General features: G+C 34.7%; 24 protein-coding genes and 6 tRNA genes. 2 read left to right on the forward strand and 28 right to left on the reverse strand.

The annotated features are described in order from the left end of the window. Nucleotide 1 precedes the first annotated feature (1 nt). The 28 genes from rpoB to JBKA6_RS00690 all read right to left on the reverse strand — a co-directional run bounded on the left by rpoB (nucleotide 2) and on the right by JBKA6_RS00690 (nucleotide 22,533). On the reverse strand, nucleotides 2–3,847 hold the full coding sequence (rpoB, locus tag JBKA6_RS00560; protein ID WP_096684732.1) for a DNA-directed RNA polymerase subunit beta: 3,846 nt from the start codon (nucleotides 3,845–3,847) through the stop codon (nucleotides 2–4). Between the two features lie 108 nt (nucleotides 3,848–3,955). After that, the gene (gene rplL, locus JBKA6_RS00565; RefSeq protein WP_096684734.1) at nucleotides 3,956–4,336 is read right to left on the reverse strand and encodes a 50S ribosomal protein L7/L12; all 381 of its coding nucleotides are present in this window, start codon (nucleotides 4,334–4,336) and stop codon (nucleotides 3,956–3,958) included. Between the two features lie 70 nt (nucleotides 4,337–4,406). Further along, a complete protein-coding gene (rplJ, locus tag JBKA6_RS00570) occupies nucleotides 4,407–4,925 on the reverse strand; it encodes a 50S ribosomal protein L10 (protein ID WP_096684736.1) in 519 nt (172 codons plus the stop codon). A 29-nt stretch (nucleotides 4,926–4,954) separates the two neighbouring features. After that, nucleotides 4,955–5,638, reverse strand: coding sequence for a 50S ribosomal protein L1 (gene rplA / locus JBKA6_RS00575; protein WP_096684738.1), 684 nt, complete (start codon nucleotides 5,636–5,638; stop codon nucleotides 4,955–4,957). Nucleotides 5,639–5,655: 17 nt separating this feature from the next. Beyond that, nucleotides 5,656–6,093 carry a 50S ribosomal protein L11 gene (rplK, locus tag JBKA6_RS00580; protein ID WP_096684741.1) on the reverse strand — a complete coding sequence of 146 codons (438 nt, stop codon included), beginning with the start codon at nucleotides 6,091–6,093 and terminating at the stop codon, nucleotides 5,656–5,658. Between the two features lie 61 nt (nucleotides 6,094–6,154). Beyond that, on the reverse strand, nucleotides 6,155–6,697 hold the full coding sequence (gene nusG, locus JBKA6_RS00585; RefSeq protein WP_096684743.1) for a transcription termination/antitermination protein NusG: 543 nt from the start codon (nucleotides 6,695–6,697) through the stop codon (nucleotides 6,155–6,157). A 3-nt stretch (nucleotides 6,698–6,700) separates the two neighbouring features. After that, the gene (gene secE, locus JBKA6_RS00590) at nucleotides 6,701–6,898 is read right to left on the reverse strand and encodes a preprotein translocase subunit SecE (protein ID WP_096684746.1); all 198 of its coding nucleotides are present in this window, start codon (nucleotides 6,896–6,898) and stop codon (nucleotides 6,701–6,703) included. A 42-nt stretch (nucleotides 6,899–6,940) separates the two neighbouring features. Further along, a tRNA-Trp gene (locus JBKA6_RS00595) sits at nucleotides 6,941–7,013 on the reverse strand. Between the two features lie 135 nt (nucleotides 7,014–7,148). After that, entirely contained in the window at nucleotides 7,149–8,336 is a 1,188-nt protein-coding gene (tuf, locus tag JBKA6_RS00600) for an elongation factor Tu (protein WP_096684748.1), read from the reverse strand. A gap of 68 nt (nucleotides 8,337–8,404) precedes the next feature. Continuing rightward, nucleotides 8,405–8,476: transfer RNA gene (locus tag JBKA6_RS00605), tRNA-Thr, on the reverse strand. A gap of 14 nt (nucleotides 8,477–8,490) precedes the next feature. Continuing rightward, nucleotides 8,491–8,563: transfer RNA gene (locus JBKA6_RS00610), tRNA-Gly, on the reverse strand. A 10-nt stretch (nucleotides 8,564–8,573) separates the two neighbouring features. Further along, a tRNA-Tyr gene (locus tag JBKA6_RS00615) sits at nucleotides 8,574–8,655 on the reverse strand. Nucleotides 8,656–8,668: 13 nt separating this feature from the next. Next, nucleotides 8,669–8,742 (reverse strand) — tRNA-Thr (locus JBKA6_RS00620). A 73-nt stretch (nucleotides 8,743–8,815) separates the two neighbouring features. Next, entirely contained in the window at nucleotides 8,816–10,069 is a 1,254-nt protein-coding gene (gene fabF / locus JBKA6_RS00625; protein ID WP_096684751.1) for a beta-ketoacyl-ACP synthase II, read from the reverse strand. Nucleotides 10,070–10,085: 16 nt separating this feature from the next. Next, the gene (locus tag JBKA6_RS00630) at nucleotides 10,086–10,328 is read right to left on the reverse strand and encodes an acyl carrier protein (protein ID WP_096684753.1); all 243 of its coding nucleotides are present in this window, start codon (nucleotides 10,326–10,328) and stop codon (nucleotides 10,086–10,088) included. A gap of 95 nt (nucleotides 10,329–10,423) precedes the next feature. Next, entirely contained in the window at nucleotides 10,424–11,455 is a 1,032-nt protein-coding gene (hemE, locus tag JBKA6_RS00635; protein WP_096684756.1) for a uroporphyrinogen decarboxylase, read from the reverse strand. Beyond that, nucleotides 11,442–12,107: a uroporphyrinogen-III synthase gene (locus JBKA6_RS00640; RefSeq protein ID WP_096684759.1), complete on the reverse strand. Its 666-nt coding sequence runs from the start codon at nucleotides 12,105–12,107 to the stop codon at nucleotides 11,442–11,444. The genes hemE and JBKA6_RS00640 overlap by 14 nt, the downstream gene beginning before the upstream one ends. Then, a complete protein-coding gene (locus JBKA6_RS00645) occupies nucleotides 12,107–13,030 on the reverse strand; it encodes a hypothetical protein (protein WP_096684762.1) in 924 nt (307 codons plus the stop codon). The genes JBKA6_RS00640 and JBKA6_RS00645 overlap by 1 nt, the downstream gene beginning before the upstream one ends. 57 nt (nucleotides 13,031–13,087) lie before the next feature. Beyond that, nucleotides 13,088–15,298 (reverse strand): RelA/SpoT family protein, encoded by a 2,211-nt coding sequence (locus JBKA6_RS00650; protein WP_172843087.1) that lies wholly within the window; start codon nucleotides 15,296–15,298, stop codon nucleotides 13,088–13,090. 129 nt (nucleotides 15,299–15,427) lie between these two features. Then, nucleotides 15,428–16,714, reverse strand: a complete 1,287-nt coding sequence (locus tag JBKA6_RS00655; protein ID WP_096684765.1) for a serine hydroxymethyltransferase — start codon at nucleotides 16,712–16,714, stop codon at nucleotides 15,428–15,430. 162 nt (nucleotides 16,715–16,876) lie between these two features. Then, a complete protein-coding gene (locus tag JBKA6_RS00660) occupies nucleotides 16,877–17,419 on the reverse strand; it encodes a hypothetical protein (RefSeq protein WP_096684768.1) in 543 nt (180 codons plus the stop codon). 113 nt (nucleotides 17,420–17,532) lie between these two features. Beyond that, on the reverse strand, nucleotides 17,533–18,186 hold the full coding sequence (locus JBKA6_RS00665; RefSeq protein WP_096684771.1) for a hypothetical protein: 654 nt from the start codon (nucleotides 18,184–18,186) through the stop codon (nucleotides 17,533–17,535). Nucleotides 18,187–18,503: 317 nt separating this feature from the next. Further along, the gene (locus JBKA6_RS00670) at nucleotides 18,504–19,121 is read right to left on the reverse strand and encodes a hypothetical protein (protein ID WP_096684775.1); all 618 of its coding nucleotides are present in this window, start codon (nucleotides 19,119–19,121) and stop codon (nucleotides 18,504–18,506) included. Between the two features lie 510 nt (nucleotides 19,122–19,631). Then, nucleotides 19,632–19,808, reverse strand: a complete 177-nt coding sequence (locus tag JBKA6_RS07420; RefSeq protein WP_197703105.1) for a hypothetical protein — start codon at nucleotides 19,806–19,808, stop codon at nucleotides 19,632–19,634. 190 nt (nucleotides 19,809–19,998) lie between these two features. Next, the gene (locus JBKA6_RS00675) at nucleotides 19,999–20,283 is read right to left on the reverse strand and encodes a transposase (protein ID WP_157776850.1); all 285 of its coding nucleotides are present in this window, start codon (nucleotides 20,281–20,283) and stop codon (nucleotides 19,999–20,001) included. A 220-nt stretch (nucleotides 20,284–20,503) separates the two neighbouring features. Next, nucleotides 20,504–21,151: an O-methyltransferase gene (locus JBKA6_RS00680; protein WP_096684779.1), complete on the reverse strand. Its 648-nt coding sequence runs from the start codon at nucleotides 21,149–21,151 to the stop codon at nucleotides 20,504–20,506. After that, nucleotides 21,148–22,374, reverse strand: a complete 1,227-nt coding sequence (locus JBKA6_RS00685; protein ID WP_096684782.1) for a M16 family metallopeptidase — start codon at nucleotides 22,372–22,374, stop codon at nucleotides 21,148–21,150. The genes JBKA6_RS00680 and JBKA6_RS00685 overlap by 4 nt, the downstream gene beginning before the upstream one ends. 86 nt (nucleotides 22,375–22,460) lie before the next feature. Next, a tRNA-Gln gene (locus JBKA6_RS00690) sits at nucleotides 22,461–22,533 on the reverse strand. Between the two features lie 171 nt (nucleotides 22,534–22,704). On the opposite strand from JBKA6_RS00690, the gene aspS reads away from it, so the two are divergent. Then, the gene (gene aspS, locus JBKA6_RS00695) at nucleotides 22,705–24,450 is read left to right on the forward strand and encodes an aspartate--tRNA ligase (protein ID WP_096684784.1); all 1,746 of its coding nucleotides are present in this window, start codon (nucleotides 22,705–22,707) and stop codon (nucleotides 24,448–24,450) included. An 18-nt stretch (nucleotides 24,451–24,468) separates the two neighbouring features. Then, a complete protein-coding gene (locus JBKA6_RS00700) occupies nucleotides 24,469–26,256 on the forward strand; it encodes a chloride channel protein (RefSeq protein WP_096684787.1) in 1,788 nt (595 codons plus the stop codon). Nucleotides 26,257–26,264: the final 8 nt, after the last annotated feature.

Consider the following 26,264-nt stretch of genomic DNA (forward strand, 5'->3'; position numbering starts at 1 on the left):
ATTAAACTTTATTTTTTTTTGTATTCTCGAAAGACATTTTAAGACCTAAGCCTTTCAACTCGTGTAATAATACATTGAAAGATTCAGGTATACCTGGCTCAGGTAATTCTTCCCCCTTAACTATAGCCTCATAAGTCTTAGCCCTACCTGTTATATCATCTGATTTAACAGTCAGCATCTCTCTTAAAATATTAGAAGCTCCAAATCCCTCTAATGCCCATACCTCCATCTCTCCTAGCCTCTGTCCACCAAATAAGGCCTTACCTCCCAAAGGCTGTTGAGTAATCAAAGAATATGGTCCAGTAGAACGAGCGTGCATCTTGTCATCTACCATATGTCCTAATTTCAACATATATATAACACCCACAGTAGCTGGCTGATCAAACCTCTCTCCTGTTCCTCCATCATACAGATAAGTATGGCCAAAATCTGGAATCCCTGCCTCCCTTGTGTACTTTGTTATCTCTTCCAAAGAAGCTCCATCAAATATAGGAGTCGCAAATTTCTTGCCCAATTCCATTCCTGCCCAACCCAATACCGTTTCATAAATTTGCCCTAAATTCATACGAGAGGGTACACCTAAAGGATTTAATACTATATCCACTGGAGTTCCATCTTCCAAAAATGGCATATCCTCTTCACGAACTATTTTCGATACTATACCTTTATTACCGTGGCGACCCGCCATCTTATCCCCCACTTTTAGCTTACGCTTCTTAGCTACATAAACCTTAGCTAAATTCAGTATACCAATAGGTAATTCATCACCTATCATAATGGATAAATTCTGACGCTTGTACTTGGCTCTGATGTAACCTACTTTTATTTTGAAACTATTTAAAATCTTAGAAATAGTTTCATTAATCTCACTACTCGAAACCCACTTCCCTCCAATTAAGGTATCAAAATCTACCTCTACAGAACTCAAAACTTTTAAAGTGTACTTTACGTCTTTAGCTATTATCTCCTCTCCCGAATCTGAAAATACCCCCTTAGATTTCTTGCCAGATACTAAAGAGTAAATCTTAGCTATTAAAATCTCTCTGTACTTGTTTACTTCTTCCAAATACTCGTCTTCAGCTTTCTTTAAAGCTATCTTATCTTTAGCTCTTACATCTTTATTCTTGATGCTCTTAGAAAATAATTTAGTATTGACAATTATACCGTTAAGAGACGAAGGAGCTTTTAGTGAAACATTCTTCCAATCACCAGCTTTATCACCAAAAATAGCTCTCAATAATTTTTCCTCTGGAGTAGGCTCACTTTCACCCTTAGGCGTAACCTTACCTATTAAAATATCACCAGGACCAATCTTAGCACCTATCCTGATTATTCCATTTTCATCTAAATCTTTAGTAGAATCCTCACTGACATTAGGGATATCTGAAGTGAACTCCTCAGGGCCTAATTTAGTCTCTCTAGATTCTAATGAATATTCATCTATATGTATAGATGTGAAGATATCCTCCCTAACGACACGCTCACTTATAACTATGGCATCTTCAAAATTATACCCCTTCCAAGGCATAAAAGCAACCTTTAAATTACGCCCTAGAGCTAAATCACCCTGCTTAGTAGCAAAACCCTCACATAAGACCTGTCCCTTAACTACTTTTTGTCCTTTTTTAACAATCGGCCTTAGGTTTATAACAGTACTCTGATTAGTCCTTCTAAATTTGACTAAATCATACCTCTTAACATCCTCGTCAAAACTTATTAACCTATCGTAGTCTGACCTCTCATACCTTATATAGATGTGTTGAGAATCTACATCTAGCACCTCCCCACTGCCCTCTGCATTGATCAACACTCTAGAATCTTTAGCTACCTTACTTTCCAATCCAGTTCCCACAATAGGAACTTCGGGATTTAACAGAGGCACTGACTGACGCATCATATTAGATCCCATCAAAGCTCTGTTGGCATCATCGTGCTCTAAAAAAGGTATCAACGAAGCAGATATAGAGGCAATCTGATTAGGAGCAATATCCATATAGTTTACCTTATGTGGCTCTATAATAGGTAGATCTCCCTCCTGCCTAGATTTAACTTTATCTTTAATAAATTCGCCCGCCTCGTTTATCTTAGCATTAGCTTGAGCTATAACAGCGTCTTCCTCATCTTCAGCCGTTAAATAAATAGGTTCAGAATCTAAATCTACAATGGAATTATTAACTTTTCTATAAGGAGTCTCTATGAATCCTAATCTGTTTACTTTAGCGTATACACACAGAGAAGATATAAGTCCAATATTAGGCCCTTCAGGAGTTTCTATAGGACACAACCTACCGTAATGTGTATAGTGTACGTCTCTAACTTCAAAGCCCGCTCTCTCTCTAGAAAGTCCTCCAGGCCCCAAAGCAGATAACCTCCTCTTATGAGTAATCTCAGATAATGGATTAGTCTGATCCATAAATTGAGATAGTTGACTAGTTCCGAAAAAACTGTTTATAACAGAAGATAATGTCTTAGCATTTATCAAATCTACAGGTGTAAAGACCTCATTATCACGAACATTCATTCTATCTCTCATCATCCTAGCCATACGAGCAAGACCTACACTAAATCTATTAGCTAATTGCTCTCCAACGGTTCTGACACGACGATTTGAAAGGTGATCGATATCATCTACATCAGCTTTAGAGTTAATGAGTTGTATCAAATGCTTTACAATGTCTATAATATCATCTTTAGTCAAGACTTGCATGTCTAAATCTACATCCCTAGACAGCTTTTTATTTATTCTATACCTACCAACCTCTCCAAGACTATACCTAGTTTCAGAGAAAAATAACTTATCTATAATTCCTTTTGCCGTTTCCTCATCTGGCGGTTCAGTATTTCTCAATTGACGGTAAACGTACTCTACAGCCTCTTTCTCAGAGTTTGTAGTATCTTTCTCAAGAGTATTGTTTATTATAGCGTAATCGCCATCTGAGCCATCCTCCTTATTGATAAAAATAGATTTTACACCACTATCTAAAATCTGCTGTATATGCTCCTTCTCTAAGATTACACCCCTATCTATGATTATATCATTCCTGTCTATTGAAACCACCTCAGCAGTATCTTCATCTACAAAATCTTCACGCCATGTCTTTAACACACGCGCGTTTAAGACCCTCCCCAACACTCTCTTGAGTCCAGCTTTAGATACTTTAACCTCCTCGGTCATATCAAATAATTCCAATATATCCCTGTCGTTCTCGTAACCTATAGCTCTCAATAAAGTGGTCATGGGTAATTTCTTCTTCCTGTCTATGTATGCATACATAACATTATTTATGTCAGTAGCAAACTCTATCCATGACCCCTTGAAAGGTATTATTCTAACAGAATACAATTTAGTTCCATTAGCGTGAAAAGACTGACCAAAAAAGACTCCAGGAGAACGATGTAATTGTGAAACCACAACCCTTTCCGCACCATTTATTATAAAAGTACCACTCTTGGTCATATACGGGATATTACCCAAAAAGACATCCTGAACTACTGTCTTAAACTCTTCGTGTTCCGGATCAGTACAATATAGTTTTAACCTAGCCTTTAAAGGCACGTTAAAGGTCAGTCCTCTACTTATACACTCATCGACAGAATACCTTGGAGAGTCTACAAAGTAATCCACAAACTCTAGAACAAATTGATTCCTAGTATCAGTAATAGGGAAATTTTCATTAAAAGTTTTAAATAAACCTTCATTTACCCTATCTTCAAACTTAGTCTCTAACTGAAAGAAATCCTCAAATGATTTGGTTTGTATATCTAAGAAGTCTACTGTATCCTTTATATCTTTTATTGAAGCAAAATTTATTCTTCTATCTGAGTGGTCTGCTAATGACAATGGAATGGAATATTAAAAAATTAAAAACTATTATATAGCAAAAAAAGATCGAAAATGAAATAACATTTCATTATTTCATTTTCAAACATCTTAAAAGTAAAAAAGTAGTACCCCCTACTTAATCTCTACTGTAGCTCCCGCTTCTTCTAATTGAGATTTAAGAGCCTGACTTTCATCTTTTGAAACACCCTCTTTTACAACTTCAGGAGCTCCATCTACAATAGCTTTTGCTTCTTTAAGTCCCAAACCTGTAAGCTCTTTTACAACTTTTACAACTTTTAATTTAGAAGCACCTCCATCTTTTAAGATAACATCAAAAGATGTTTTTTCATCGTCTTGAGCTTCCCCTCCTCCTGAAGATGGACCAGCTGCCACAGCCACTGCAGCTGCAGCAGGCTCTATACCGTATTCTTCTTTTAAAATTTTAGCTAACTCGTTAGCCTCTTTAACAGAAATACTTACTAATTCTTCTGCTAATTTTTTTAAATCTGCCATTTTATCTACTTAATTTTTGCTTTTTTAATATATACTTTTTTTAGTGCGTAACAATTCTTCTAATCTAAATTTATCTATCAGATAGACTTTTAATAACCCCTGATAACTTTTGACCTCCAGACTGTAAAGAAGAAATAACATTCTTAGCAGGAGACTGAAGTAGACCCACAATTCCAGAAATAATCTCTTCTCTAGATTTTATACTTATTAAAGACTCTAATTTATCATCGCCTATATAAGTATCTCCCTCTATATAAGCTGCTTTTAAAAGCGGCAACTTACTGCCCTTTGCTCTATTTTTCTTTATTAGTTTAGCAGGAGTGTTTCCAACCTCAGACAACATAACAGAAGTACTGCCTTTCAAGGAAATATAAACGCCTTCTAAGTCTTTTGTAGAAGCGTCCATAGCCTTTTTTATCAAGGTATTTTTAACCATTAATAATTTGACGTTCTCCTTAAAGCAATCCCTCCTCAAACTGCTATTGCTCTTAGCATTCAATCCAGATATATCGGCTAAATATATGTTGTTAGCCGAATCAATTTTATCTATCAAATCATTTACAAGCTCTTCTTTTTTTTCTCTTCTCATTTTATATTCTCAGAACTTTAAAGGTTAACTTAATTATTCTCTATTCTAATACTAGAACTCATAGTGCTAGAAAGATGAACAGACTTAACATAGGTTCCTTTCAAAGACACAGGCTTTAATCTGTTTAAAGTCTCCAATAATTCCATTATGTTCTCTTCTATCTTCTTTGGCTCAAAAGAAACCTTACCTATAGAAGCGTTTACTATACCATATCTATCAACCTTGAAATTTATCTTACCAGATTTGATATCTTCAACGGCTTTACCTATATCCATAGTCACAGTGCCTGTCTTAGGGTTGGGCATCAATCCCCTAGGCCCTAATATCCTACCTAAAGGCCCTAACTTACCCATGATACTAGGCATAGTAACTATAACGTTTACATCAGTCCAACCGCCCTTTATCTTCTGAAGATATTCATCTAAACCTACAAAATCAGCATTTGAGTCTTTTGCTTCCTGAACTTTATCAGGAGTCACTAAAGCCAATACTTTAACATCCTTACCTGTACCATGTGGTAAAGCTACAACACCTCTTACCATCTGATCAGCCTTACGAGGATCAACACCTAAACGAACTGATAGATCTACAGAAGAATCAAAATTCACATAAGTTATTTTCTTTACTATTTCACTAGCCTCTCTAATAGAATAACCTTTAGTCAAATCTACGTCTGCAATAGCTAATTTTAGTTTTTTTGTTAATTTTGCCATATTGATTTATTCAATGTTCAAAAAGGTTTATTTCCCTCTATATTAATCCCCATAGATCTAGCTGTGCCCGCGATTATACTCATAGCCGACTCTAAAGTGAAAGCATTTAGATCTGACATCTTGTCTTCTGCTATAGACTTTATTTGATCCCAATTTACAGCACCTACTTTAGATTTATTAGGTTCTGAAGAACCTTTTTTGAAATTACCTATCTCTAAAAGCTGTATTGCAGCTGGAGTCGTTCTTATGACAAAATCAAAAGATTTATCACTGTAAACAAATATAGTTACTGGAACAACTTTACCAGGTTTATCTTGAGTTCTAGCATTAAATTGCTTACAAAACTCCATAATATTAACCCCTTTAGCACCCAAAGCAGGCCCAACAGGCGGAGAAGGATTAGCTGCACCTCCCTTTATTTGTAATTTTATTATATTTTTAACTTCCTTTGCCATTTTTTAATCTTGTTTTCAAGCCCAATCCCCACTAATTTTAATAAACCATATCGAACTAAAACTATATTTTCTCTACTTGCATATAGTTTAGCTCCAAAGGCGTCTTTCTACCAAAAATCTTGACCATAACCTCTAACCTTCTCTTCTCCTCATTAATAACCTCAACTTCCCCAATAAACCCGCTAAAAACTCCATCTATGACCTTAACAGACTCCCCAACCATATAAGGTATACTAACACTCTCATCAGATTCTGAGAACTTATCTATATCACCCAACATCCTACTCACCTCATGCTTACGCATAGGGATAGGATCGCCTCCTTTCCTTTCGCCCAAAAAACCAACCACGTTAGGAGTAGACTTTATAATATGAGGAAGCTCTCCACTCAAATCCGCATTTATCATCACATATCCTGGAAAGTGAATTTTATCCTTACTAATTTTTTTCCCGTTTTTTATTTGATAAACTTTTTCAGTAGGAACCAAAATCTGATACAAAGACTCACTGAGCCCCAACACAGAGACTTCATTCTCTATATGAGATTTTATTTTTTTCTCCTTACCGCTTACGACGCGTATGACATGCCACTTATCTCTGTCCATAGATCACAGTAAACTAAAAAAATTGGATATCAAACTGTTAAACACCTTATCTATTAAAAATATCATTATGGAAAAAAGGATAGATGAAACAGCAACTACAATGACGTTTACCTGTAAATCCTCTAAAGTAGGCCAAGAAGTCTTAAATTTTAACTCGACATACGACTCCTTGATATAATCCACAAATCTATTTACAAACATAATAGTTAATTATTTTGTCTTAACTTATCCAACCTCTTGCCGCACGGGAAGAGAGACTCGAACTCCCGACACCTGGTTTTGGAGACCAGTGCTCTACCAACTGAGCTATTCCCGTAGTCTAGCGCTATGGCCTCCAAATTTTATAGGTTCAAATCAAAACCTCCATTAAACAAACATCAAAATTTAAACCAAAATTTTTAACAAAGCAGCCAGAACAATATTACCATAAACTAAAACAAAGTTCTATAACCTACTCAATAATCTCAGTTATCTGACCTGCACCTACAGTTCTACCTCCTTCACGAATCGCAAAACGCAATCCAACACTTGAAGCTACTGCATTTATCAGCTCAACTGTAATAGTTAAGTTATCACCAGGCATAACCATATCAACACCTTCAGGAAGTTGTATCTCACCAGTAACATCAGTAGTTCTCAAATAAAACTGAGGCCTGTACTTGTTATGAAATGGAGTATGACGACCACCCTCTTCTTTTTTCAGTATATAAACCTCTGCCTTGAATTTTGTATGTGGAGTTATAGAACCAGGCTTACATATAACCATACCTCTTTTTATCTGATCTTTTTCGATCCCTCTCAACAACAATCCAACATTATCACCAGCCTCACCCCTATCTAATATTTTCCTAAACATCTCCACACCAGTGATAGTAGAAGTTAACTTTTCCGCCCCCATACCAATAATATCAACTGTATTACCAGTTAAGGCTACTCCAGTTTCTATACTTCCAGTAGCTACCGTTCCCCTACCAGTAATAGAAAATACATCCTCTACAGGCATTAGGAAAGGCTTATCTATATCTCTCTGAGGCAATTCTATCCAACTATCTACAGATTCCATCAATTCTTCCACTTTAGCAACCCAGTTTTCCTCTCCATTGAGAGCTCCTAAAGCAGACCCTCTTATTATTGGAGAGTTATCGCCATCGTATTCATAGAAAGAAAGCAAATCCCTTATCTCCATCTCAACTAGCTCAAGCAATTCCTCATCATCAACCATATCTGATTTATTCATGAAAACAACAATACGAGGAACCCCAACCTGACGAGCTAAAAGAATATGTTCCCTAGTTTGAGGCATAGGACCATCTGTCGCTGCTACAACCAATATAGCACCGTCCATCTGAGCCGCACCAGTAACCATGTTTTTAACGTAATCGGCATGACCAGGACAATCCACATGAGCATAATGTCTGTTTTCAGTCTGATACTCAACATGAGAAGTGTTTATCGTAATACCTCTTTTCTTTTCCTCTGGAGCATTATCGATAGTTTCAAAATCTCTACCTTCTGCCAACCCTTTACCAGCCAAAACCTTTGTAATACCAGCTGTCAAAGTGGTTTTACCATGATCCACGTGACCTATCGTTCCGATATTCAAATGCGGCTTAGAACGATTAAAATTTTCCTTTGCCATGTCTACTTTTTACTTTTAAAAAAATTACTAACTACCAACTAAGTTACAAATACCAACAAAAAATACCGAGCCAATGACGGGAGTTGAACCCGTGACCTCTTCCTTACCAAGGAAGCGCTCTACCCCTGAGCTACACCGGCCTCTAAAATTTTAGAGCGGGAAACGAGACTCGAACTCGCGACCCTCAGCTTGGAAGGCTGATGCTCTACCAACTGAGCTATTCCCGCCTATTTTATGTGGGGAGAGCAGGATTCGAACCTACGAAGGCGAAGCCAACAGATTTACAGTCTGCTCTCGTTGACCGCTTGAGTATCTCCCCAAAAAAAACAAAGAGCCGATGGAGGGATTCGAACCCACGACCCGCTGATTACAAATCAGCTGCTCTGGCCAACTGAGCTACATCGGCTTAACTTCTAAAATTAATAATAGCTCCAAGGCTGCAAATGTAATTATAGTTTTGTAATAAAACTAAAAAAATTTTATATCTTTTTTAACATCACACAAGCATTGTGCCCTCCAAATCCAAATGTGTTACTCATAGCTACATTTACATCCCTTTTCTGGGATTTATTAAAAGTAAAATTCAACCTGCTATCTATACAATCATCATCAGTAAAATGATTTATAGTAGGCGGCACAAAAGATCCCCTAATACTTAAAACACAAGATATAGCTTCAACCACTCCAGTAGCTCCAAGAAGATGCCCAGTCATAGACTTTGTAGAATTAATATTAATATTATAGACATGATCGCCAAACACATCTTTAACCGCCTTTACTTCAGCCATATCTCCCAAAGGAGTAGAAGTGCCATGCATATTAACCATATCTATATCCTCCTTGGACAAACCCGAATCTTTTATACACTCAATCATAACATTTTTAGCCCCCAAACCCTCTGGATGAGGAGCAGTAATATGATGAGCATCTGCCGACATAGCTCCACCTATAAATTCAGCATATATTTTCGCCCCCCTATTTTTAGCATGTTCATATTCTTCTAATACCATCGTGCCTGACCCCTCGCCCATAACAAAGCCATCCCTATCCTTATCAAAAGGACGAGATGCCGTAGAAGGATCGTCATTTCTAACAGAGAGAGCATTGATAGAATTAAATCCACCTATACCAGATCTAGTAATAGTAGCCTCCGAACCTCCAGCAAAAATAATATCAGCTTTACCCAGACGAATTGTATTAAAAGAATCTATCAAAGCGTGAGCCGATGAAGAACAAGCAGACACAGTAGCATAATTAGGCCCCCTAAACCCATATCTAACAGATATGTGACCAGCAGTAATATCCGCTATCATCTTTGGTATAAAAAAAGGAGAAAAACGCGGCATCTCACCGCCTCCTTCATAAAAATCCAACAACACCTCCTCGACGGTTTTCAATCCTCCTATTCCAGATCCCCAAATAACCCCCACACGATCCTTATTAACTTCTTTGCAAGAATCTATGCCAGAATCTAAAAAAGCCTCATGAGCAGATACCATAGCATACTGAGTATTGAGATCCATTTTATTGATATCCCTTCTACTAATATGATCAGACACAGAAAAATTCTTTAACTCGCAAGCAAACTTAGTCTTGTAATTAGACGCATCAAAATAAGTGATAGGAGCTGCTCCACTTACCCCTTTCAACAAAGACTCCCAATACTCATCTACAGTATTTCCTATAGGAGTCAAACTACCCATTCCCGTAACTACAACTCGTTTTAACTGCATAGAAATAGATATAAAATTACTTGTTAGCCAGCTCTTTTTCTATATGCTCTATAGCCTGAGCTACAGTAGTAATGTTTTCAGCCTTATCATCAGGGATACTGATATCAAATTCCTTTTCAAACGCCATTATAAGCTCTACAGTATCTAAAGAATCTGCTCCTAAATCAGTAGAAAACTGAGCCTCTGGAGTTATCTCATTTTCATCAACACCCAACTTCTCTACTATAATTGTTCTTACTTTTAATGCAATATCTGACATGATTTTAACTTTAACTTTAACTTTACAATTTTTTTTTACTTATAAAACACTGCTTGTATCAACAAAATACAATGCCCAAAAGTATAACTTTTTATCTATTGTTCTCTACTATATTTTTTTACTGATTCTACAAATGTCTTTACATTATCTAATGGTATATTTGGCAGTATTCCATGACCCAAATTGACTATGTACTTTGTGCTGCCAAAATTATCTATCATCTCATTAGTTACCTTATCTATCTCAGAAGCCCGATAAAAAAGACAACTAGGATCTAAATTACCTTGAAGGGTAATGCGCCCATTAGTAACAGATCTCGCGTATTTTGGAGATATAGTCCAATCTATGCCTAAAGCATCGACTCCTGACTCACTCATCTTTTCCAAAGCATACCAACATCCCTTGGCAAACACCACAATTTTTGTCATAGGCTTAATAGCATCTATTATTTGCTGAATATATTTCCATGAAAAATTATCATAGTCATAAGGAGATAATATACCCCCCCAACTATCAAAAATTTGAATTACATCACAACCAGACCTAATCTTCTCTTTGAGATACTCTATAGTGACATCTGTAATCAATTGAAGTAATCTATGAACAAAAGAGGCCTCCCTATAACACAACTCTTTTGTCTTGTCAAAGACCTTACTGCCCTGACCTTGTGTTATATAACAAAGTATAGTCCAAGGGGATCCTGCAAAACCTATCAAAGGGACTTGTCCATTCAACTCTCTCTTTGTGAGCCCAACAGCCTTAAATACGTAAGATAAATTTTCAATGACACCATCTAAAAAGATTCTTTTTAAATCACTCTCAGACCTTATTGGATTTTGAATATAAGGACCTATGCCCTCTTTCATCTCTATATCTATGCCCATAGCCTTGGGAACGACCAGTATATCAGAAAACAATATAGCAGCATCTACCCCTATCTGCTTTACTGGCATAATGGTTATCTCTGAAACTAATTCAGGCCTTTGACAACATTCGAAAAATGAATACTTAGCCCTTATCGCTCTAAAATCTGGCAAATACCTGCCAGCCTGCCTCATTATCCAAACAGGAGGCCTAGATAGCTCTTCACCCCTTAAAGCCCTTAAAAGAATATCATTTTTTATCATTTTTAATTTCTGCTTTTAATAGTTCTATCACACCCTTAACACTTGGGGTTTTAGGTGTATAAAAACAATTGTCAGAGTATTTTCTCAGCTCCATAGCCGTAGTAAGACCTATACAAAGACATTTTGTCTTGGAACACAATCTGTTTTTATAAAAAAAACTCCTCACGGCCGAAGGACTAAAAAACATAATTATGGAAACTCTTTTCTCATCGACCTCTATTGGATTTAACACCGTTTTGTAAACTACGATCTCTCTGTATTTAACACTAGAATTCCCAATTCTAGTACTCAAAACATCTAAGCTAATATCCCCTCTAAAAAATAAAATGTCGTCTATTTTTTTCTGAACTAGAAAATCAGCTAAATCACTTACATTAAAAAAAGAAAATGCCTCACTTATACCTAAAACCTGTAAATAATCAAAAGTTTGCTCCCCAACGCAATAGAAACTATTTTTACGCCACTTACATATCTGACTCTCAATAGACCTTACCGAATTCTTGCTAGTGAATATAATATTACTGTTTTTAACCTCCTCTAGAACTGGAGGTGTATACTTTATGCTGATAAAAGAATACTCCTTAAACTCTATTCCACTCTTAAAAATTCTCTTGTATTGCGCAGGTATTTTTTTAGTAGACAAAACTAACATCACTTTAACTCCATTGTCTCCTCACCTATAAATTTCCCCTCTACAAACATACCCACCAAATAAGTTCCTGAAATAATATCCCCTTTAGTTGAATCTACATATACACAGACATCTAAATTTTCATTGTCGTAATACACTTTTTTAGTAGCACTATAAGCTCTCTGATCGCCATAGACATCTTTAAATTCTCTGTTACCATGTACAGACACACCTAATAGTTTATCATCAGGAGTGTTGACTACGACATATATGTTTTTGTATCCTTTGGAAATTATATTATTCTTAGATAATGTAAAACAAACCCTTACCTTATCAGCCCTAAAAGCATAATCAGTAGATTCCAATGCTCCACTCTCATTAACTATAATAGCCTCGCTTTTTATACTTCTAGCCTCTAGAGTTTTAGCTATCTCTACATTATTTTTTAATTTTTTATTTTCATTTTTTAACACTTCACCCTTATCTATTTCCTCTTTTAATTTTTTTTCGGCATTATCCCTCTGTGCAATCAAAACTTCATTTGCTCTGTCCAAAGAATCTGCAAGCCTAAACAACTCCTTTTTTTCTCTCCTTAAAACTTCTACTTGAAATTTATACCTCTTTAAAGAAGTTATAGTAGCTTTCATTTTCTTTACAGAATTGACTAATTTCAATACGCTGTCTCGCTCGGAGTGAAGAAGAGTATTTAGACTATCCTTATCAGATAAAACGACTTGATAACTATCTGCAATATCACTTAACTCTCTTTCTAAATCTTTCTTTTGTTCATTTAAAAACCTCTGCACCTCAACACTGTCATTCCACTCGTATAGAGCAAATCCAATTGCAGAAAATAATAAAATTGATAAAATACCTATAATAACTTTTAATCTCCCCTGATTTGACTCATCCCTTTTAATAAACCCTAAATCATCATTTAACATAAGAAAATTACATAAAAAAATTACAAAACACCATACTAGATAAAATAGATCGCAAAGCTACACTCTCTTGATAGAATAAACTCCCTCTATTTTTTTTAATCTACCTAATAAATCTTCCAACTGCCCAAGGCTATGAACCATAACAGATAGATTAGCTTCGAAAACACCTGATTTCTCAAATCCATTGAGACTCTTTATGACTATATTCATTTCTGTAGATAAAATGTTAGTTACCCCACTTAATAAGCCATTGTTATCCACCGCTTTTATTTTAATTGAAGACAAAAAACTAGTATCGTTTGCAAAATCTACCCACCTTGCCCTAATAACCCTATGGCCGTAGTTGGATATCATATTGACAGAATTAGGACAATCTTCTCTGTGAATTTTTACAATATTATCATTGATAGAGGTAAACCCAAATATATTATCTCCATAAACTGGATTACAACAGACAGATAATTTATACTCTAACTCTTGCTCATTTGAACCAAAAACTATAGTCTTATACTTTTGCTCCTTGTCCTTAAGGAGCAAAGCTCTCTTCTGCCTCAGTGAATCGTATTTTCTCTTTAACCTACTTCTAATATTCCTTATTATGCCCTTCCTGCTTTCTACAAACCTCTTTATATTAGTACTCCTAATGGCACCAACACCAACTTTATAGAACACATCAGAAATTTTTTTCTCTTTGAAAAATGAAACTAAACTGTTAGTAGTTTTTTCATCAAAATCAGTTCCTAACACACTCAATTTTTGGGTCAAAATCTCCCTGCCCTCCTTGACTATCTTTCTATTATCTTCTCTAAGAGATGCTTTTATATTTGATTTTGCCTTGCCAGTGATAACAAAATTTAACCAATCAGCCTTTGGCTTTTGATTTTTAGAAGTCACTATTTCTATCTGATCTCCATTTTTCAACTTATGAGAAAGAGGAAATAGACGACCATTGATCTTAGCTCCAAGACATGTAAGACCTATCTCTGCATGAATTTCAAAAGCAAAATCAAGAGCAGAAGCCCCTAACGGTAATGACTTTAAATCTCCATTTGGAGTAAATACATACACCTCCTCTTGATGCAAATTAGATGTGAAATCTCCTACAAATTCTGCAGAATCCACATCTAGATCTTGCAACATATCTTTGAGCTTCAAAATCCAAGTGTCAAAATTATCCTTGGTATTGGCATTTTTGTATTTGTAGTGAGCAGCATATCCCCTCTCTGCAATCTCATCCATACGCTGAGACCTAATCTGAATTTCTACCCACTTGCCATCCAAGCCCATCACCGTGGTGTGTAAAGCTTCATAACCAGTGGCTTTTGGAGTAGAGAGCCAATCTCTTAGACGCGAAGGTTTAGGTTTAAACTTATCTGTTACTATAGAATATATTTTCCAAGCATTAAATTTTTCATCTTCTATATTAGATTCGAAAATAATACGTATGGCAAAGATGTCATATATCTGATCTATATCTATATCCTTTTCTTTTATCTTTTTGTTTATGGAATATATGGATTTAGGCCTGCCTTTTATTTCGAATTTAATACTGTGCCTATTTAACTCTTCACTTACTATTTCTGAAATTTTTCTTATATACTCTTTCTGTTTTGACTCTGATTCTTTTATCCTCAACTGAATGCTATTGTAAGAGTGTGGATCAGTATATTTCAAACCTAAATCCTCTAATTCAGATTTTATATTATACAAACCCAATCTATGAGCCAAAGGAGCATAGATAAACAAAGTCTCTGATGCTTTTTCTATTTGCTTATTGCGAGACATGGAATCTAAAGTCCGCATATTGTGCAACCTATCTGCTAACTTTATAAGTATTACTCTAACATCATCGGAGAGAGTCAACAACATATTTCTAAAGTTCTCAACTTGCTGAGAAGAATTGCTGTTTTTTACCTCTGTAATCTTTGTGAGGCCTTTTACTATTTTAGCTACTGTTGGACTGAAATGCTCCTCTATATCATGCAATGTATAACTAGAATCCTCCACCACATCGTGAAGCAGAGCAGAAATTATAGATACTTTTCCTAAACCTATCTCCTCGGTTACGATCTTCGCTACAGCAATTGGATGATATATATAAGGCTCCCCAGACTTCCTACGTTGATCTTTGTGAACCTCTAAAGCAAAATCAAAAGATTTCCTTATGTCTCTTATATCACCATCGCTCAACTTTTGATAAGGATTTTTTAATAAAGACCTATAGCTACGCAGTATATTTCTCTTCTCTATTTGTAAATCATTTGCCATGATCAATTTTTCTACCACCTACAACAAAAAAAATAAAGCAATATAAAATCACTTCCCCTAATCAGAGCAATCTAATGATTTTATTCATATTTTCAAAGAAAAAAAAATATACTACTTAGGCTATCTCCCCTATATTTTTTGAGTAGCAAAAAGAGGTCTATCCTCCATGAATTTATTCACATCTGCCTTGACTCCCTCTATCATATCCTCGTCATCATTATCTATTATAACTCTATCTATTAGATCGGCAATCATAGGCATATCTGCTGCATTTAAGCCCCTAGTAGTTATAGCAGAAGTACCTATTCTAATGCCCGACGTTATAAAAGGAGACTCCGTATCAAAAGGAACCATATTTTTATTTACAGTAATATCTGCTTTACATAGGCAATCCTCAGCCTCCTTACCAGTAATATTTTTAGATCTTAAATCTATGAGTATACAGTGATTATCAGTTCCTCCAGAAATTATATCATAACCTTTTTTAACTAGCTCTTCTGCCAATACTTCCGCGTTTTTTTTCACCTGTAATATGTAGTCGAAATAATCATCAGACATAGCCTCTTCAAAAGCCACGGCCTTAGCTGCTATAGTGTGCTCTAACGGACCTCCCTGACAACCCGGGAAAACAGCTGAATCTATAATTGATGACATCTTCTTCAAGCCTCCGCCCTTAAGGTTTTTTATACCTAATGTATTATCGAAATCTTTCCCCATAATGATGATCCCTCCTCTAGGACCTCTCAAAGTCTTATGGGTAGTAGTCATAACAAAATGACAATGAGGAATAGGATCGTTTAGAATACCTCTAGCTATAAATCCAGCAGGATGTGATATATCTGCTAATAAAAGAGCTCCTACACTATCGGCTATTTCCCTGAATTTTTTGAAATCAATATCCCTAGAATAAGAAGAAGCCCCAGCTATAATCATCTTGGGTTTTTCCTTTATAGCCATGGATTGTATATCATCGTAATTTAATCTCCCCGTTTCTTTCTCCAAGCCATAAAAAGAAGCGTTGTATATTTTCCCAGAAAAATTTACTGGAGAACCATGTGTTAAATGACCCCCGTGAGAAAGATTAAAACCCAAAATCTTATCTCCAGGATTTAAACAAGAAAAATATATAGCCGCATTACCTTGAGAGCCTGAATGAGGCTGAACATTTGCGTATTCTGCATTGAATAAAGTTTTAGCTCTATCTATGGCTAACTGTTCTATTTCGTCTATAACACCACATCCGCCATAATAGCGCCTATTGGGAAATCCTTCAGCATATTTATTGGTAAGTATAGAACCCGAAGCTCTCATGACCTCATCACTGACAAAGTTCTCCGAAGCAATCAGCTCTAAACCTTTAATCTGTCTGTTCTTTTCCTTTTCTATTAATTCAAAAATTTTAAGATCCTTTTTCATATTACTCAATTATTTTTATTTTAGGTAGTGCGCACAAATTTAACTCAATAAAAAACATTAATCCTAAATTTATAACCTGAATTCGACTAATATGTTAATCAAACTCAGGTTAGTATTCTGTTTATATAAACTGCTAATTTAGTTTCGTGAATTATAATTCCCCTAAAAAGGATAGCCCATAGACAATAAAGCTGTTGGCCACCAAGAACGTTGTTCAGAATAAACTTCATATCCAGCCCCCAATGCAATGTCAAAAAAAATACTAGTATTACCCATGATGTGTTGATATCCAATTAGCAACTCTGGGCCTAATACATTACCTTCACCACCATACACTAAAGAAGGAGATAAATAAAAACCTATAGGAGCACTATCTGAATAAAAATAATATCTCAAAGCAACATCTGCTCCAAAATTGGAAAAATAATTAATCTCATTGTCATTCCCATCCCCATCAATAATAGTCGATGTTATTCCAATCTCGAAAGATAATTTATTAGTTATGACTCTTTCATAACTAATCGGTAAAGTTAAATCCGGTTTTAAGTTCATCAAACCCTGGATTGCATAAAGTAATACACCACCTACGTTAACCTTCACTATATTATTAGCTTTTGGCTCTATATTACCACTAAGGGCATCTTTAGCCTTTATTGATGAATTGAAAATAAATAAGAGAGTGAATATCAAAAAGATTTTTTTCATAATGCGTTTTTTTAATTTAACATTTCTATACTGAAAGTCAGTTTTATGATCTAATTGAGAGATTAATAGGATATTTTATTTATAAAAAACTAAATATTTGATTTATACATTACTTAAAAACGATAACCTATGGAAAACAATGAACCTGCTGAGTCAAAATATGGCTGAATGTCATATTCAGTAAATACCGCTCCAAATAACATTCCAAGTGCGACATCGCAATAAATATCTGTATCAGATATAATCCACTGATAGCCCATTGTTAAACCTCCATTAAAACGTTGTACGCCACGCACCCATTCACTATTAATACTATAATTATATCCTAAAAAAGGTGATAAATAAAGGCCTATAGGATCAGGATCAGAATAAACTCCTATAACAGGAGAAGTAATTGAAAAAAAATAATATCTCAAAGCAACTCTTGGTTCCAAAGTAAAAGTAGTAGTAGTAGGAGGAGGAAAAGATCCATTATAATTAATATGAATAAATGTTGATATTCCAATTTCAAAAGACAGATGATTATTTATTATCTTTTCATAACTAAATGGAAAAGCTAATGTTATCTCCTCATCCTTGTTATTGTTATTGTGCTTGTTATTCTTATTCTTAAAGTAACTATGTGGTGGAGACAATAACAACATACCCACATCAGCCTTGACTATGCTGTTAGTTTTTGGTTCTATATTGCTATTAGGGTTATCTTGGGCATTTATAGATGTGCTAAAAACAAATAAAAGTGAGAGTAATAAAAAGTTTTTTTTCATAGTGCATTTTTTTAGTTCAGAACAACTTCAAAGAGAGAAGCTCTCTTATGAATTGATCGGGTCAATATAATAAAATTTCATTGCGATAATTAAATTCCCCATTTAAACTCTTTTAAAATAAATAGCTTTTGAATAAGATAAAGCGCTTATAGTCAGATTTCTAGGTTAAGATTTATTTCATTATTACGAGTGTAATATTGCTAGAATATTCCCATTTAGTTAATGTTTCCTTTGTAAGAAATGTCAAATTTCTAATAAAAATAGCCTCATGAGCGCAAGTACTCACCCCCCCACTATCAGCCTTAAACCTAAATTACCTAAAAAAGATAACCTATAGAAAACAATGAAACTGCTGCCCCAATATATGGGCGAATGCCATTTCCAGTAAATTCGCCTCCAAATAAAATTCCAAGTTCGACATCGTAATAAATATCTGTATCAGATGTAATCCACTGATAGCCCATTGTTAAACCTCCATTAAAATCTATGATCCCCACCCTTTCACTATCAATAATAAAATTATTTCCTAAAAAAGGTGATAAATAAAAGCCTATAGGATCAGAATAAACTCCTATAACAGGAGAAGTAATTGAAAAAAAATAATATCTCAAAGAAACTCTTGGTCCCAAAATAAAAGTAGTAGAAATAGGAATAAATTTGTCATAAATAACATAAATAATACGAATAACTGTGGATATTCCAATTTCAAAAGACAGATGATTATTTATCATCTTTTCATAACTAAGTGGTAAAGCTAATATTAGCTCATCATCCTTGTTAAAGTAACTACCTGCTGCAGATAATAACAATATACCCACATCAGCTTTGACTATACTTTTAGTTTTTGGTTCTATATTACCACTAAAGGCATCTTGGGCATTTATAGATGTGCTAAAAACAAATAAAAGTGAGAGTAATAAAAATATTTTTTTCATAGTGCATTTTTTTAGTTCAAAACAACTTCAGAAGCCGTCTCATTAATGAAATGAGGGGGTTTTTAATTTTTGGTATGTAGCGATACATTTTACTTTCCTTTTAAAAGGAAGTTCCTTTTTATGATACCTTTTTTCGAAGATTGTGTGCCAAAGCATGTAATCCAAATTCTAATTCTAATTCTGCTTTTTTCATCCCTTTATACCTGAGTTCGATTAATAATTAGGTGTAAAATAGTCAATAAAAACAATGGAATTAGAGTAATTTAACGCTCTAAAATTCAACGTTTTAATTCTAAAAACCTGAGTTCGATTAATAAAATCACTTGAATCTTTTAAATTTATTGGGATTTAAGAGGTTGCTAGTGTAGTTATTGGAATTCTTTTGTACACTTAGACCGATTTAATGAAATTTTGATACTTTTTGCACAAAAACATTCAATTTATCACAAACCCGAGTCTCTTTAACCCTAGTTAATACAAGGCTTTCAAGCATTTTTACTAAACAAATTATTAATCGAACTCAGGTTGATAGTATTTGTTCTTGCTAAAGTCTTGAGGGGTAGAATCTAGATCTTCTTCATCTGCGATACTCTGAGCATACTGCCACATATTTTCCAGCTGCTCGGACATTTTCTCTTTACGAGTCTTAATCGCATTACCCCAAACAAAAATATAACGTTCTGCCATGGATTCAATCTTAGTCCCATCTGTAAAGACTTCCTTGAGTGTTAACCTGGATTATTCATGGTTTGTATTTCAATTTGAATATAAAGTGCTATTTTTAAAGGGATTCAACCAAAAATAACCACTTTAGATATAGCCCAAAAATGAGGAATAAAAATATACCATTTATAACTCTGAGTTCATCAATGACTGCTTATAAATACTGGATAAAGTGATAGATTCTATCCGAAAAATTCATACGACTATGAATAATCTGGGTTAACAAACCTTCATCCGCTAATAACAAGACCACTTGTTTGAAAATATCTTTAAAAATGGTCTTGAGTTTTTTACTACGGAATCGAACAATGGTATTGTGATCTACTACCTGTTGAGCTGAAAGCCACATATAAATGATGTTTTCACGCGTTGCTTTCTTAATTTTTTTTGAAGAATAGGTGTTATCCATGTAAGCATATACCATCACTTTGAGTATCATCTGTTCAATCACGCCATTGACAACTCGCACAGGATGATCTGCAGGAATCAATTCTTCGATACTAGGTGGGAAAAGGCCATTTTGTCATTGGTTGTAGTCCCTGAAATTTGTATTCATACTATTTGATTATCAATCAGTTAGTGAGATAAACTAACAGGTAAAAACTACACTTTTAAACAGAAAAAAAGCTGCCTCGGTTTTGAGACAGCTTCTTCGTGTATTATATCTTCCTGACTAAACTCAGTCCATCTCTTATGGGTAGTACGACTACCTCTACCAGAGGATTTTCTTTTATCATTTTGTTGTATTCTATAATTGCCTTTGTATCTGAGTCTTTGTCATTTAGTTCTTCTATAACTTTACCACTCCATAGAACGTTATCTGTTAGGATTATTCCATTTTTGTTGAGTTTAGGAAAAACCATGTTGAAATAATTGCAGTAATTCTCTTTATCTGCATCTATGAATACTAGGTCGAATTTTTCTTTTATTTTAGGGATTTCCTCTATAGCATCTCCTACGATATTCGTTAGTTGATTGGAGTATTTAGATAATTTAAAATATTTAGAGATTATATCTTTTAGTTCCTCATCTATGTCTATGGTGTATAGACGTCCTGTTTCTTTTAATCCTTCAGCCAAGCAAAGTGATGAGTATCCTGTAAATGTTCCTATTTCTAATATTTTTTCTGGCCTGATTATCTTGCTTATCATAGAGAGGATACGTCCTTGATAATGCCCAGATAACATCCTTGGATTTACGTGTTTTTGGTATGTTTCCCTATAAAGAGAATACAATAATTCTGGTTCGTCATCACTGTGATTGATGATGTATTCTTCTATTTTTTGATTTATTAAAATGTCGTTCATTGTGATTTATATATAAGTGTAGTTAAGTCTTTCTCTCTAAACAAGAGGTTTGCAACCTCTATTATATCACTTTCTTCTATTGATTCTATTCTTTTTCTTATTTCCGAAAAGGTCTCTATCCTTGGGCATGACAATATAGATTTTGCATTGGCTAACATACGAGAAGCATTATTTTCTTGTCCTATGGTCAACTGTCCTATAAATTGGATTTTATATTTCTTAAGTTGAGTATAACTTATCTTTTTTGTGCTTAACTTTTTCAGCTCTTTTTTTATGATGTTTAAACTTTTATAGATATTTTTTTTATCAGATCCTACGTAGATTCCTAAGATACCTGTGTCGGAATAACTAGAACAAAAAGATTCTATATTGTATGCTAGTCCGTATCTCTCTCTCACGATTAGGTTCAAACGTGAATTCATAGCAGGTCCTCCAAGTATATTGTTTATCAGCGATACTGTATATATGTCCTTGTGGTTTAAATCCAAAGATCTGTTTGCTATTACAGCGTGACATTGATGTGTGTTCATCTCCTTTTCTAAGTAGATAGCTTTGTATTCTCCTACTTTTTCCCGTTGGGATTTTCTAGTATTAGTTTTTATCGATAGGGCGTGTTTTTTAATTTCTCGTTCTATTTTTGTCAGGCTGATATTTCCTACAAAACTAAATACTATTTCATCGGTATTGTATTTCTCATCTAAGAATGAAATGACTTGATCTCTGCCGAAACTTTTTATGCTTTTTTCATCTCCTAGTATATTATTTCCCATTAGGGATCCTTTGAATACTAGCTCTTCTATCTCATCGAATATTAATTCTGAAGGAGAATCTTTATAGGAATTTATTTCGTCTATTACTATTTTTTTTTCTTTTTCTATTTCTATCTCTGGGAAGGTAGAGTTAAAGACTATGTCGAACAAAAGTTCTATAGCCCTTTTGTAATATTCGCATAGAAAAGAGGCGTGGACAGAAGTGTCTTCCTTACTAGTAAAGGCGTTTATATATCCACCTACTTCATCTATCCTACTTAGAATGTGATGTGGTTTTCTTTTTTTAGTTCCTTTAAATAATAGATGCTCTACAAAGTGAGCCATGCCATATTGATGCTCATTTTCATCTCTGGTTCCAGTATTTATAGATATGCCGCAATGCGCAATGGGATTATTTACAGTTTGATGTACCACCCTTATTCCGTTTGGAAGGGAAAATTCACAAATATCCATAATAGACGAGGATACGTAAAGGCCGATGAGATGAAAATCTTTTAAAGATAAAGAGAACCCTTTTAAAGATTCTCTTTAAATTAAAGTTGGTCCACTAGGGCTCGAACCTAGACTCTTCTGGACCAAAACCAGACGTGTTGCCAGTTACACCATGGACCATATAACTGGGCGCAAATTTATACTTTTTATCACTTATTATTCTAAATAAAGTTTACTTTTTTTCTTTAAAGTCTTTTTATTCCAAACTTAAATTTTAAGTGTTAAAACTGTATTTAACTTTGTTACTTTTGTTCCTCTCAAATAGTTTTTTCTTTTTAAAAAAATAAATAGATGTACAGAACACATACTTGTGGCGATTTGGATATATCTCATGTGGGTAAAAGGGTAAAATTGAGTGGTTGGGTCCAAAAAATTCGCGACAAAGGTTTTTTTATATGGGTAGATATTCGTGATAGATATGGCATAACTCAATTGATATTCGATCAACGACGCACAGAGGAATCATTGATTAACAGAGTAAAAGAGATATCTAGAGAATTCGTAATTCAGGTAGAGGGTGAGGTTATAGAAAGAGAGAGCAAAAACAAAGATATTCCTACTGGTGAAGTAGAATTACTAGTCAGCGATTTAGAAATTTTAAACAGTTCAGACCTTCCTCCTTTCACAATAGAAGATGATACCGACGGTGGGGAAAGCCTTAGGATGAAATATCGCTATTTAGATATTCGTAGAAATATCATAAAAAATAATATCATCTTCAGACATGAGCTGAGTCAATCGGTTAGAAATTTTTTGTCCAAAGAGAAGTTCTTAGAGATAGAAACTCCTTTTTTAATCAAGTCTACTCCTGAAGGGGCCAGAGATTTTATAGTTCCATCACGTGTAAACAGAGGTCAATTTTACGCTTTGCCACAATCTCCTCAGACGTTTAAACAGTTGTTGATGATAGGTGGAATGGATAAATATTTTCAAATAGTAAGGTGTTTTAGAGATGAGGATTTAAGAGCTGATAGGCAGCCTGAGTTTACCCAGATAGATTGCGAGATGTCTTTTGTGCACAGAGATGATATTTTGGATATCTTTGAGAGGATGGTAAAGCATCTATTTAAAGAATTAAAGGGTATAGATATGCCTGATTTTCCTCGCATGGACTATGAGGAAGCATTTAACTCTTACGGCACGGATAAACCTGATATTCGTTTCGACATGAAATTATCAGATCTTACAGAAATAGTTAAAAATAGAGGCTTTGAAGTTTTTGACAGCGCAGAGTTCATAGGAGCTATAGTAGTTCCAGATTGTGGACATTACAGTAGAAAACAAATAGATGAGCTAACTGATTGGGTAAAGCGTCCTCAGATAGGGGCTAGTGGTTTATTTTGGTTGAAGAGAGATAAAGATGATGATTTAAAGTCTTCTATGGGAAAATTTTTCTCTGCCGATGATATGCTCAGATGGTTAGATATTCTAAAAGCGAAACCTGGCGATTTAGTACTTCTCATGTGTGGTGAGAAAAATCAAACTATAAGGGCATTGGGTGAGCTGAGATTAGAGATGGGCAAGAGATTAGACTTGAGAGATCCAAATAAATTCGCTCCTCTGTGGGTTTTAAATTTTCCTCTTTTCGAGTGGGACCAAGAGGCATCTCGTTATAATTCTATACATCATCCCTTTACATCGCCTTTAAAAGGTGATATTTCTCTATTGGAATCAGATCCTTCTAATGTTAAGGCCGACTCTTATGATTTAGTCTTAAATGGAAATGAAATAGGAGGTGGCTCTGTGAGGATACACGATTTGAACACTCAGGATTTGGTATTCAAATGTTTGGGATTAACCGACCAACAGATTCGAGAAAAATTTGGTTTTTTTATGGAGTCTTTTAAATACGGAGTACCACCTCATGGAGGTATAGCTTTCGGTTTAGATAGATTGGTCAGCGTCATGTGTGGAAAGGAAAATATTAGAGATTTTATAGCTTTTCCAAAAAACAATTCAGCAAGAGATATTATGCTAGATGCTCCTTCAGTGGTAGATAGTGATCAACTAGAGGAATTAGGTATAAAAACACAATAAAGAAACTTATTCAATCTAATGCCAAAGCCCAAAACTCTACTAGGCAAGTTTATCATTTGGAGGATAAGGAATATTCCTCATACTCAGTTTTTATTTATACTGTGTATAATTACAGGTTTTATATCAGGTATGTCTGCCGTAGTGCTAAAAAACGCTACGCATCTCATACAGAGTTTGTTGCATAAAGATTTTATTGGAACTTTTTATACTTATGGTTATATCTTTTTCCCTTTTATAGGTATTTCCATAGCGGTTATAATATCTAAGTATATCATAGCAAAACCTATAGGGCATGGAATACCATCGACCCTATATGCAATTTCCAAGCAAGGGGGATTGTTAAAATCTCATCAGATGTACGCCTCTATTCTAACAGCTCCTTTTACTGTTGGTTTTGGAGGCTCAGTAGGATTAGAAGGGCCAACAGTAGCTACTGGATCGGCTTTAGGATCTAATATTTCACGTGTCTTTCGCATGAATTATAAAAATAGGATATTATTGATAGGATGTGCTGCTACTGGCGCCATGTCAGTTATTTTTAATGCTCCTATCGCTGCTATTATCTTCTCTATAGAGGTATTTAGTTTAGATCTCACATTAACTTCTTTACTTCCATTGTTATTCGCTTCTATATCAGCTAGGTTGACCTCTTATTTTTTTATGGGAAATGACGTTTTATTACATTTTTCCCAGACCGAAGTATTTGATATTAGAGATACTATGTTTTATGTTTTATTAGGTGTGGTGTCGAGTATTACATCTATATATTTCAATAAGATGTATATGTTTATAGCCTCTCTCTTTGATAAATTACAGAGTTCTTTTAAGAAACTCATCATAGGAGGTGTTTTAATAGGCATTATAGTATTTTTCATCCCTCCTCTTTTTGGAGAGGGATTCGACGTTATAAATAATCTGTTGGCCGGTTCGACTCCTAAATCGATGTTCGATCCTTATTTCGCTGAATTTACAGATAACCAATGGGTAGTCATTTTATTGTTATTAGGCTTGGTAGTATTTAAGATAATAGCCACTTCTATCACTTTTGGCGCTGGCGGCATAGGTGGAATATTTACCCCTACTCTATTTATGGGCAGCGCTATGGGAAATGTCTTTTCTAAGATAGTCAACGCTTTTGGTTTTTACAGTATTTCAGAGGTTAATTTTACTCTGGTGGGTATGGCAGGACTTATGTCGGGTGTGTTATACGCTCCTCTTACGGCCATATTTTTAATAGCAGAAATCACTAGGGGATACAGTCTATTTTTACCTCTCATGATTACCTCTTCTATTTCTTACAGCATAACAAAGTATTTCATACACAGGTCTGTATACACTTCTGAATTAGATAAAAAAGGAGAGCTTTTAACTCACAACAAGGATAGAGCAATTTTAAATATGTTGAATATAAAAAGTCTTTTAGAGACTAATTTTATAACTATCAGTTCTAAGATGTCTATAAGTGAAATACTACATTCTGCGGTTGCAAAATCAAAGCGAAATATTTTTCCAGTAGTAGATTCTAAAGGATATTTCGAAGGTATAGTTAGTTTGAATGATATAAGACATATCATGTTCGAAACTAGTATATGTGAAGTGTCCTTGATTAAGGATGTCATGCAGATGCCTGAAACTATCATAGATATAAAAACAGATAGCATTGAAAATGTGATGAAGAAATTTCAAGATACAGCTGCCTGGAATTTGCCCGTTACAGATGATGATAAGTACGTAGGTTTTATATCAAAATCTAAGTTGCTTGGGGCATATCGCAGAAAGTTAATAATGTTTTCTTCTGATGATTAGAAAAAGAC

Source organism: Ichthyobacterium seriolicida (assembly GCF_002369955.1).
GTDB lineage: Bacteria > Bacteroidota > Bacteroidia > Flavobacteriales > Ichthyobacteriaceae > Ichthyobacterium > Ichthyobacterium seriolicida.

Bases quoted from the DNA above. Each gene is read 5' to 3' on its own strand.
- JBKA6_RS00700 (WP_096684787.1), top strand. From the start codon at position 24,469: ATGCCAAAGCCCAAAACTCTACTAGGCAAGTTTATCATTTGGAGGATA.
- JBKA6_RS00630 (WP_096684753.1), bottom strand. From the start codon at position 10,328: ATGTCAGATATTGCATTAAAAGTAAGAACAATTATAGTAGAGAAGTTG.
- JBKA6_RS00665 (WP_096684771.1), bottom strand. From the start codon at position 18,186: ATGAAAAAAAACTTTTTATTACTCTCACTTTTATTTGTTTTTAGCACA.
- JBKA6_RS00640 (WP_096684759.1), bottom strand. From the start codon at position 12,107: ATGTTAGTTTTGTCTACTAAAAAAATACCTGCGCAATACAAGAGAATT.
- JBKA6_RS00655 (WP_096684765.1), bottom strand. From the start codon at position 16,714: ATGAAAAAGGATCTTAAAATTTTTGAATTAATAGAAAAGGAAAAGAAC.
- JBKA6_RS07420 (WP_197703105.1), bottom strand. From the start codon at position 19,808: ATGGCAGAACGTTATATTTTTGTTTGGGGTAATGCGATTAAGACTCGT.
- rplJ (WP_096684736.1), bottom strand. From the start codon at position 4,925: ATGAGAAGAGAAAAAAAAGAAGAGCTTGTAAATGATTTGATAGATAAA.
- JBKA6_RS00680 (WP_096684779.1), bottom strand. From the start codon at position 21,151: ATGAACGACATTTTAATAAATCAAAAAATAGAAGAATACATCATCAAT.
- rplL (WP_096684734.1), bottom strand. From the start codon at position 4,336: ATGGCAGATTTAAAAAAATTAGCAGAAGAATTAGTAAGTATTTCTGTT.
- aspS (WP_096684784.1), top strand. From the start codon at position 22,705: ATGTACAGAACACATACTTGTGGCGATTTGGATATATCTCATGTGGGT.
- nusG (WP_096684743.1), bottom strand. From the start codon at position 6,697: ATGGACAGAGATAAGTGGCATGTCATACGCGTCGTAAGCGGTAAGGAG.
- JBKA6_RS00675 (WP_157776850.1), bottom strand. From the start codon at position 20,283: ATGATACTCAAAGTGATGGTATATGCTTACATGGATAACACCTATTCT.
- hemE (WP_096684756.1), bottom strand. From the start codon at position 11,455: ATGATAAAAAATGATATTCTTTTAAGGGCTTTAAGGGGTGAAGAGCTA.
- JBKA6_RS00685 (WP_096684782.1), bottom strand. From the start codon at position 22,374: ATGGATATTTGTGAATTTTCCCTTCCAAACGGAATAAGGGTGGTACAT.
- JBKA6_RS00660 (WP_096684768.1), bottom strand. From the start codon at position 17,419: ATGAAAAAAATCTTTTTGATATTCACTCTCTTATTTATTTTCAATTCA.
- JBKA6_RS00650 (WP_172843087.1), bottom strand. From the start codon at position 15,298: ATGGCAAATGATTTACAAATAGAGAAGAGAAATATACTGCGTAGCTAT.
- JBKA6_RS00645 (WP_096684762.1), bottom strand. From the start codon at position 13,030: ATGTTAAATGATGATTTAGGGTTTATTAAAAGGGATGAGTCAAATCAG.
- fabF (WP_096684751.1), bottom strand. From the start codon at position 10,069: ATGCAGTTAAAACGAGTTGTAGTTACGGGAATGGGTAGTTTGACTCCT.
- rplK (WP_096684741.1), bottom strand. From the start codon at position 6,093: ATGGCAAAGGAAGTTAAAAATATAATAAAATTACAAATAAAGGGAGGT.
- tuf (WP_096684748.1), bottom strand. From the start codon at position 8,336: ATGGCAAAGGAAAATTTTAATCGTTCTAAGCCGCATTTGAATATCGGA.
- JBKA6_RS00670 (WP_096684775.1), bottom strand. From the start codon at position 19,121: ATGAAAAAAATATTTTTATTACTCTCACTTTTATTTGTTTTTAGCACA.
- secE (WP_096684746.1), bottom strand. From the start codon at position 6,898: ATGTTTGTAAATAGATTTGTGGATTATATCAAGGAGTCGTATGTCGAG.
- rplA (WP_096684738.1), bottom strand. From the start codon at position 5,638: ATGGCAAAATTAACAAAAAAACTAAAATTAGCTATTGCAGACGTAGAT.